The organism is Collinsella aerofaciens (assembly GCF_040915425.1).
Lineage (GTDB): Bacteria > Actinomycetota > Coriobacteriia > Coriobacteriales > Coriobacteriaceae > Collinsella > Collinsella aerofaciens_BW.
Map to the genome: position 1 here is coordinate 1 of NZ_JBCPDN010000078.1, position 8,535 is coordinate 8,535.

The window sequence follows — 8,535 nt, forward strand, 5'->3', positions numbered from 1 at the left end:
GGATAAGGGCGAGCATCACAAAGGCGAGCGGCTGGAAGCCCAGACCCATGATGGTGCCGATGGGGCCGGGGACAGTCCAAGGCAGGGTGTACATAAAGCCGTTCATGCCCAAGAAGTCGATAAAGATCTTGAGGATCCAGATGTTGGCGATCGGGGCAAAGACAAACGGGACAAAGAAGACGGGATTGAGCACGATGGGTGCGGCGAACAGCAGCGGCTCGTTGACGGCAAAGCACACGGGAACGATAGCGGCCTTACCGACGGCGCGCATCTCCTGGGACTTGGCCAGGAAGCAGAACATAAAGACCAGGACGAGCGTGGCGCCGGTGCCGCCCATGCAGACGACGAAGTACTGGGCACCCTGGGTCAGGACAGCGGAAGCGTGCTGGCCAGCCTGGAACGCGGCCAGGTTGTCGGTCATGTTGGCAACGAGAGCGGCGGCGATGGCGGGCTCGACGATCGAGGGGCCGTGGACGCCGACGAACCAGAACAGGCTCATGGCGCCGTAGATCACAGCGAGGCCGATGTAGCCATCGGCAGCGGTGAACAGGGGCTGGAACACCTGGATGACACCCTGGGCAAAGCAGAAGCCAAAAGCAGCGCGGAAGACGATGTCAAAAACCCAAAAGACGGTGATGCAGACGGAGAAGGGGATGATGTCCTTGAAGGTCTGCGAGATGTTGGGCGGAACCTGCTCGGGCATCTTGACGGTGATGTTGCGCTTAATGAAGAACTTGTAGATGATGCCAGTCACAAACGCAGCGATGAAAGCGGTCAGCAGGCCCTTGGAACCAAGGTAGGTGGTGTTGAAGCCGCTGGCGGCGTCCGTGGCGACCGTGTCGCTCGAAAGGAGCAAGAAGCCGATGATGGCCGCGCACATGCATGAGATAAAGTTAATCTGGTTATTCTTGGGCAGGTCGCGGTTCTGAGCGTCGGCGAAGTGCTTGGCCGTGGTGGCGGCGCAGGCGATGGCCAGGATGCCCATGGAGTAGTTGTAGCACTTCCACAGAGCGTTGTTGATGTCATCGGGCCAGTAGAAACCCCAGATGTTGGGGACCGAGGCTACCAGGCAGAAGATGGACGAGAAGATGATGATGGGGATGACGGAGATAAAGCCGTCGCGGATCGCCTTGAGGTACTTGTTGCGGGCGATCGCGTTGAAAAAGGGCTGGCCCTTTTCGATGATGGCGATGAGTTGCTCCATGCAATGCTCCTAAGAGTCGGTGGGTTAGCAACGATGGTAGCTTTTGACGTTCGGTTGCCAAAATGTTGACGTTGCCATTTTGTGACACAAAAAAAGACGCGAACCGGTGGTTCCTGTGCCTGCGAACCGTCGATTCCTTACGCGTAAACGTTTGAGCCGCCCGGTGGCTCTGTGTTTGCACAATGGCAACGTTAACATTTGGGCGACAAAAGCCGTTCGGGGAAGCAAAAATGTCGGTGAACGGTAGGTTTTGGGTGGTGAGCGTATGGTGGGGGAGGCGTTAGATATACTTGAAGACGTTTCATTTGACTGCGTAGGGTGCCACCAATGGCATCGTTGACATAGAAAGATCGACCTATGGCCGCTGTTAAAAAATCGGTATCCGTCAAAGACGTGGCGCGTCTCGCGGGCGTCTCGGAGCAGACGGTCTCGCGCACCGTGCACGATTCGCCCAGCGTGCGCCCCGAGACCAAGGAACGCGTGCGTGCCGCCATGCGCGAGCTGGGGTATCGCCCCAATTTTGCCGGTCGATCGCTGCGCCGTGGCAAGTTTAAGACCGTCGGCGTCGCCATGTTTAACATTACCGGTACTGGCAACCTCGACCGTATGGAGGGCTTTGCCGCCGCCGCCGATAAGCACGGCTATGCCATCACCCTCACTAAAGTAGACGGGCATCCGTATACCCTCGAGAGCGCATCGTCACGCATGAGCGCACTGCCAGTGGACGGTATGGTTGTGATCATGAATCGCATGCCGGCAGACTTTGGCACTTTTGAGCCGCTGCCCGGCATGCAGACGGTGCTCGTTACGATGTTGGAGCACCCGCTCTGTTCAACGGTCGATAACGACCAGTTCGATTGCTCGCGCCAGGTGGTCGAGTACTTGCTGGAGCGGGGGCACAAGACCGTGCACTTTGTCTCGTGTCCCGAGCGCTCGCTTTCGGGCATGCGGCGCGAGGAAGGCTGGCGCGAGACATTGCGCGCGCATGGCATTGAGCCACCGCAGCTCGTGCGCGGCGATTGGACGGCACAGAGCGGGTATGCTGCCGGTCAGGCTCTGGCGGATGATCCGACCTGTACTGCCATCTATGCCTCCAACGATGCCATGGCCTACGGTTGCATTCGCGGGCTCGAGTCGCGCGGAAAGTGCGTGCCCCAGGACGTGAGCGTGGTGGGTGTTGATGACAGTCTGGGCGACATCGTGCCCGATTGTCGCCTGACTACGGTGCGCTTTGACAACAAGCGCGTCGGCATGTGGGCGGTCGACAAGATTGCCGGCGCCGAGGGCGTTGAACCCGGTGTGGAGCACATGCTGTTTCCGGGCGTGCTCGTCGAGGGCGATACGGTGCGCGATGTACGCTAGGGCGCGGATCTGTTTGGGTTGCCGCTAATTGTGTTTGATATTGTTCAAATTGGTTTAAAAACCGTTCACGGGCGAAAAGTAACCGTTCATAGCTCGAAATTACGTTTTACGCTGTTCTTTTTTGTTTGAATGTTATTGTTTCTGTCATACACAACGCAGCGCGTATGCCCGGACGCGATGCTCTCCATTGGTTCATATGTGAAAGGAACGCAACATGGCAACCAAAGAAGAAATCTCGATGGTTGGATTCGAGATCGTCGCATACGCAGGTGACGCCCAGACCGATCTGCTTGCAGCGCTCGATGCTGCTCGCGAGGGTGACTTTGAGAAGGCCGAGCAGCTGCACAAGGATGCCAGCGATGCGCTCATCGGTGCCCACGACACGCAGACCAAACTGCTTTCGCAGGAGGCCGGCGGTGGCGAGATGGAGATGACCTTCATCATGGCTCACGCTCAGGACACCCTCATGACCACTATGATCCTGGAGAAGCAGACCCGCTTTACCATCGATGCCTACAAGCGTATCGCCGAGCTCGAGGCCAAGCTCGCCTAACGAGCCCTCACAACCAAGTCCCCTTCCAAAAGCTCTGCCGCTACCCGCGACAGGGCTTTTTTTCTGTCCTCCTCCCCGCAACTCATCCCGAGATAGTCATTGGGGACGTTCTTAAACGACTAGTCATTGGGGGCAGTCTTGGTGCGCTCCGTTCGTCCTCCCGTTCGATTTTTTGCTCGGTGGGTATACTTCCATCCGCAATACAGGCCGGAATGAGGAGGTATCCAAATGCCGGACAACGGATCGATTCAAAAAAGAGACGCGCACGAGATGGCTCATGGACGTCCTGTCCAGATAACCGAGCACACGACAGTAACCGAGCTGCAGCCTAGCCTGTCCGATGTCGTGTGCGCAAACAAAAAGCTGCAGATTGGCTTTATCGTTGCGCTCGTGGTGCTGGCGCTGCTGTCGGGCTTTGTAGCTCGTCCGCATTTCGCCGATACCAAAACTTGGGACTCCACCATCGAGGTCATCGATCAAAAGAAAGGTAACGTACTGGCACTCACGACCTCGTGCGTGGCACTGTCTGCGGGCATTACCGCGCTGCCGGGTGATACAGGAACGCCGGTTGCCGAGCAGCTCGCGCAGCTTTCAGGTAACCTTGGTATCGTGCTTGCCGTGCTATACCTAGAGAAATATCTGCTCACGATTTTGTGGTCGGTTGGCTTGGGCATCCTGATCCCGTTTGCGCTGGTGCTCTTTGCGGTGTCGCTTGGCGTCCACGGGCGCTGGAGCACGAGCGCCGTCCTGCGCCGCGTGGCGACACGCGTGCTGGTGGTTGCCGTGATCGGCATGGCGCTCGTGCCCGCGAGCGTATGGGTGTCGCAGAAGGTCGATGAAACGTATCGCGTAAGCATTGAGCAAGCTGAGCAAAAGGCTGCGGACGCTGCGGACGCGGCCGACGCCACGGACAAGTCAGCCGAGACCAGCTCAAAATCGAACAAGAAAAAATCCGAGGCCACGGAGTCCAAAAACGTGCTCGAGCAGTTGACTGATGGGGCCTCGAACCTGGTCACGTCGGTGACCAGCGGCGCCAAGCAGATGACCGATGAAATTGTGCAGCAAGTGACCGATCTCATCGAAGGCGTCATTGTGATGATCGTGACCTCGTGCGTTATCCCGCTGCTGGTGCTCGCGGCGTTTCTGTGGCTGGGACACACGCTACTGGGGATTGATATTTCCGGCCCGGCGAACTATTTGACGGGTCGCTTTCTGAGCGCTCCGTCCAAGCGCGTCAAAAAGGGCGGGCAGTCCGAGTAGCTAAAACAGCTGTATATACCGGGGAATACCGCCGAAGGGCGGCCGAGACACGTTCTCGGCCGCCCTTTTGTTTGTTGAACACGTGGTCGCTACGTCCGCGCCGGGTCCAGACGGTCAGCAATCATCCGCGAACGGTATTTGTTCAAAAAAGAACAAAGATAAACAAATAGTTGTTGCAGTTACTGTTCGAATGTGTTCAAATAAACATGAACAGTGAAGAACCGCACATTCAGATGTCCGGACCTGAACGCGATTCAACACTTCCAAACAGAAACTACGCACCTGCGTATCTCTCAAGGAGGATGTCATGAGGGTTGTAATCGCTTCCGATGCCGACGGTATGTCGATGAAGGAGTCCATCAAGGAGATGCTCATCGCCGACGGTCACGAGGTCGTCGACTATTCCGAGACCCCTGCCGCGGACTTTGTCGATTCCGCGACCGCCGTTGCCAAGGACCTGCTGGAGCACAAGGATTCCCAGGGCTTCGCATTCGATAAGTACGGCGTCGGCTCCTATATGGCCGCCGTCAAGATTAAGGGCATGGTCGTCGCCAACATTTCCGACGAGCGTTCCGCCTACATGACCCGCGAGCACAACGGCTCGCGCATGGTCACCATGGGCCCGGGCGTTGTGGGCACCGAGGTCGCCAAGAAGATCGCCCGCGAGTTCCTGCGCGCCCAGTACGCCGGCGGCCGTCACCAGATCCGTGTCGACATGCTCAACAAGATGGCCTAACGAGAGCCACCGAGAACTCGAACTTCTACCTCAACTTGTGAATTCAGACGAAAGGACGTTCTGATGAAGAAGACCATCGCAATCGGTTGCGACCATATCGTTACGGACGAGAAGATCTATCTGGCCGACCGCCTGGAGCAGGCTGGCTACAAGGTGCTCGACTGCGGCACCTACAGCCACACCCGTACGCACTATCCCATCTACGGTAAGGCCGTGGGCGAGGCTGTTGCCAGCGGCAAGGCCGACTTTGGCGTGGCCCTGTGCGGCACCGGCATTGGCATCACCAACGCCGTCAACAAGGTTCCCGGCGCCCGCTGCGCCCTGGTTCGCGACATGACCTCTGCCCTGTATGCCCGTCGCGAGCTCAACGCCAACATTGTGGGCTTTGGCGGCAAGATCACCGGCGAGTTCCTGATGGCCGACATCATGCTTGCCTTCCTGGAGGAGCCCTACGAGAAGACCCCCGAGCACGATGCCCTGATTGCCAAGATCGATGCCTGCAATAAGGCCGACGCCGAGGCTCAGGCTGACCCGCACTTCTTTGACGAGTTCCTCGAGAAGTGGGACCGCGGCGAATACCATGATTAGCGGGTATCCGGCGTAATTAACTAGTCCGTTGACGGCTCGCGTTTCTGTGATGGGGCGCGGGCCGGTTTGCTATCAGCCCCACTGACTTGGCGGGCTGTCGTAAGAAAGGGAAGGCTCCTATGGAGTTTGTTCTTGATAACGGCTCTGTCCGCATTGCGTTGAGCACGGCTGGCGGATCGTTCACTTCTATTGCGGCCAACGGCCGTGAGTACCTGTGGCAGAGTGACCCGGCGGTCTGGTCGGGCCAGGCACCCATTTGTTTCCCGATTTGCGGCGGCCTTCGTGACGGTCGCGCAATGACCATGGGCGGCCGCGAGGTCAAGCTTGCCCGTCACGGCTTTGCTCGCAAACAGGAGTGGAAGCTCGAGGAGCAGGGCGACAACATGGTCGCGCTGAGCCTAAGCTCTGCCGACCATGCCGAGTTGCTCGAGCAGTACCCGTATCCGTTTAAGATCGTTGCTCGTTACACGATCGATGCGGAAAAGGTGGCCGTGTCGTACGAGGTGACCAATGAGGGCACCGAGGACATGCCGTTCTTTGTGGGCGGTCACCCTGGCTTTAAGTGCCCGCTTGACGAGGGCGAGTCCTATGACGACTACGAGCTCCGTTTTGAGCAGCGCGAGGCCGCCGAGCTCTGTACTGCCGTTCCCTCGACGGGCCTGATTGATGTTGAGCATCGCAGCAAGAACCCGATGGTTGGCCATGACCTGCCGCTGACCCACGAACTCTTTGACTTCGCGGAGACCATCTTTGACGTGCTCGAGAGCCGCGTGGTTACGCTGACCAAGAAGACCGAGGACAAGGGCGTGCGCCTGACGTTTCCCGATATGCCGTACCTGATTGTGTGGAGCAAGCCCGAGGGTGACTTTGTGGCCGTGGAACCGTGGGGCGGCCTGTCCACCTGCTCCGACGAGGACGATATTCTGGAGCACAAGCGCGGCTGCCTGGTGGCCAAGCCGGGGGAGACCGTCGCCCGCGGCTTTGAGATCGAGATCCTTTAACGAGCTATCGTATGCTTGGGGCCGCGCGTGTCGTGCCCCGGAAACAGGAGTTCAATATGATTCTGACCGTTACCATGAACCCGTCGATTGATACGCGCTATCAGCTCGACAAGTTGATCATCGACGATGTAAACCGCGTGACGCCCGAAAAGACCGCTGGCGGCAAGGGCCTTAACGTGAGCCGTGTGCTGCTGCAGTTGGGCGACGATGTGCTCGCGACCGGTCTGCTCGGCGGCCACATGGGTGCCTATATGGCCGAGCTTATGGATGCCGACGGCGTCAAGAACGACTTTGTGCCCATCGCCGGTGAGACGCGCATTTGCCTGAATATTCTGCACGAGGGTAATCAGACCGAGCTTTTGGAGAGCGGCCCGCAGATCGCCCCGGCCGAGCTCGAGGCCTTTACGGCCAAATTCGCCGAGCTTGCAGCAAAGGCGGACGTTGTGACGCTTTCGGGCTCGCTGCCGCGTGGTGTCGATGCCGGCTACTATGCCGAGCTCGTCAAGATTGCCGAGGAGGCGGGCGCCAAGGTGCTGCTCGACACCTCGGGTGCATCGCTGGAGGCCGCGCTGGAGTCCGACGCTAAGCCTGAGCTCGTAAAGCCCAACCTGACCGAGATTAACGGCCTGCTGGGTACGTCCTTTACGACCGATGATGTCGATGCCCTGCGCGAGGCGCTTGCCGCCGATGACCGTTTTGCCGGTATCCCCTGGGTTGTCGTTTCGATGGGCGCTGCCGGTTCGGTGCGCTTCCATGAGGGCCGCGCGTTCCGCGCCAAGACGCCCGCGATTGCGGCTGTGAACGCGACGGGTTCCGGTGACTCGACCATTGCCGGTTTTGCGCATGCCATTGCTGCTGGTGCCGACGACGTCACGGTGCTCAAGACCGCCAATACCTGTGGCAAGCTCAACGCCATGGATCCCAAGACCGGCCACCTGGTCATGGACCGCTGGGACGAGGTCTATACCAGTGTTGAAGTAACGGAGCTGTAGAGTTAAGGCGTTTTACCAAACGCCTTAACGGCTCGACGCTGCAAACGCCCCTAAGCGGCAATCTGACGTTCAATCGTCGGGCATGACCAGAAGGTCAATGCCCTCCTCTTTCACGTCACCTTGCTCGCTTAGGGGCGTTTTCGCTGTCGTTGCCAAGACACCGGCGTTGCCTTGGTCGCAAGTAGTCATTGGGGACGCTCTTTAATGACTAGTCGTTTAAGAACGCCCCTTAAGAATGACCCCAATGACTACACTCAAAAACGGCGCCCGTCGGTGATGTTGCCGGCGGGCGCCGTTGTCGTGTAGACGCTATTTGTTGAGTGCGTGCGTTCGAGCTCGCATGCTACAGTGAGTCGATAAAGCGCTGCTGGGCGGCGCGGCCGGCTTCGTCCCATTTAAAGACGCCGGCGTTGTCGAGCACGTGGCCAAACACTACGCCGACCTCTTCGTGTAGGATATCGATGGCATTGTCGGCCGTAAGCTCGTCGGCGCGGCGGGCATAGACATCCTCGGCCCACGCGGCATGGCTGCGGCAAAGATCATCGCTCTCGAGCGCGCCGGCAAGATCGTAGCTGGCGTCGACCTTGGCTGCCAGCAGGTGCTCGCGGACAGCGCCGAGCTCGGGAACCAAGCGCGGCGGCAGAATAGCCAGGCCCATGACCTCAATCAGGCCGATGTTCTCCTTCTTAATGTGGTGGTACTCGGCATGCGGGTGGAAAACGCCCAGCGGATGCTCGCCGGTCGTGATGTTGCAGCGAAGCGCCAGGTAGGCCTCGTAGATTTCGCCGCCGGCGTTGCCGCGGGAGTCCACGCGGCGAATGACGGGCGTCACGGTGTTG

At 58.9% G+C, this 8,535-nt stretch carries 8 protein-coding genes and 1 pseudogene; 7 read left to right on the forward strand and 2 right to left on the reverse strand.

Going from position 1 to position 8,535, the window contains the following annotated elements:
* Positions 1-1,204 (reverse strand): PTS transporter subunit EIIC (locus tag AB5164_RS09140; RefSeq protein ID WP_368148010.1); only part of this gene is annotated, 1,204 nt, incomplete at its 3' end.
* A gap of 357 nt (positions 1,205-1,561) precedes the next feature.
* Between AB5164_RS09140 and AB5164_RS09145 the strand changes: the two genes are divergently transcribed.
* From AB5164_RS09145 to AB5164_RS09175, 7 genes are all read left to right on the forward strand, one after another.
* Positions 1,562-2,566, forward strand: coding sequence for a LacI family DNA-binding transcriptional regulator (locus tag AB5164_RS09145; RefSeq protein ID WP_368142829.1), 1,005 nt, complete (start codon positions 1,562-1,564; stop codon positions 2,564-2,566).
* A gap of 214 nt (positions 2,567-2,780) precedes the next feature.
* Positions 2,781-3,119, forward strand: a complete 339-nt coding sequence (locus AB5164_RS09150; protein WP_006234827.1) for a PTS lactose/cellobiose transporter subunit IIA — start codon at positions 2,781-2,783, stop codon at positions 3,117-3,119.
* 228 nt (positions 3,120-3,347) lie between these two features.
* Positions 3,348-4,379 (forward strand): hypothetical protein, encoded by a 1,032-nt coding sequence (locus tag AB5164_RS09155; RefSeq protein WP_368142831.1) that lies wholly within the window; start codon positions 3,348-3,350, stop codon positions 4,377-4,379.
* A 307-nt stretch (positions 4,380-4,686) separates the two neighbouring features.
* Positions 4,687-5,115 (forward strand): galactose-6-phosphate isomerase subunit LacA, encoded by a 429-nt coding sequence (lacA, locus tag AB5164_RS09160; protein WP_006234830.1) that lies wholly within the window; start codon positions 4,687-4,689, stop codon positions 5,113-5,115.
* 63 nt (positions 5,116-5,178) lie between these two features.
* On the forward strand, positions 5,179-5,703 hold the full coding sequence (gene lacB / locus AB5164_RS09165; RefSeq protein ID WP_006234831.1) for a galactose-6-phosphate isomerase subunit LacB: 525 nt from the start codon (positions 5,179-5,181) through the stop codon (positions 5,701-5,703).
* Between the two features lie 119 nt (positions 5,704-5,822).
* A complete protein-coding gene (locus AB5164_RS09170) occupies positions 5,823-6,704 on the forward strand; it encodes an aldose 1-epimerase family protein (RefSeq protein WP_368142833.1) in 882 nt (293 codons plus the stop codon).
* Between the two features lie 56 nt (positions 6,705-6,760).
* A complete protein-coding gene (locus AB5164_RS09175) occupies positions 6,761-7,696 on the forward strand; it encodes a hexose kinase (RefSeq protein WP_368142834.1) in 936 nt (311 codons plus the stop codon).
* Positions 7,697-8,039: 343 nt separating this feature from the next.
* On the opposite strand, the pseudogene AB5164_RS09180 reads toward AB5164_RS09175, so the two are convergent.
* Positions 8,040-8,535 (reverse strand): annotated as a pseudogene (locus AB5164_RS09180) (UDP-glucose--hexose-1-phosphate uridylyltransferase); the annotation flags it as partial.

Excerpts from the sequence above, each read along its gene's own strand:
- AB5164_RS09155 (WP_368142831.1), top strand. The coding sequence starts at position 3,348 with ATGCCGGACAACGGATCGATTCAAAAAAGAGACGCGCACGAGATGGCT.
- AB5164_RS09145 (WP_368142829.1), top strand. The coding sequence starts at position 1,562 with ATGGCCGCTGTTAAAAAATCGGTATCCGTCAAAGACGTGGCGCGTCTC.
- AB5164_RS09150 (WP_006234827.1), top strand. The coding sequence starts at position 2,781 with ATGGCAACCAAAGAAGAAATCTCGATGGTTGGATTCGAGATCGTCGCA.
- AB5164_RS09170 (WP_368142833.1), top strand. The coding sequence starts at position 5,823 with ATGGAGTTTGTTCTTGATAACGGCTCTGTCCGCATTGCGTTGAGCACG.
- lacA (WP_006234830.1), top strand. The coding sequence starts at position 4,687 with ATGAGGGTTGTAATCGCTTCCGATGCCGACGGTATGTCGATGAAGGAG.
- AB5164_RS09175 (WP_368142834.1), top strand. The coding sequence starts at position 6,761 with ATGATTCTGACCGTTACCATGAACCCGTCGATTGATACGCGCTATCAG.
- lacB (WP_006234831.1), top strand. The coding sequence starts at position 5,179 with ATGAAGAAGACCATCGCAATCGGTTGCGACCATATCGTTACGGACGAG.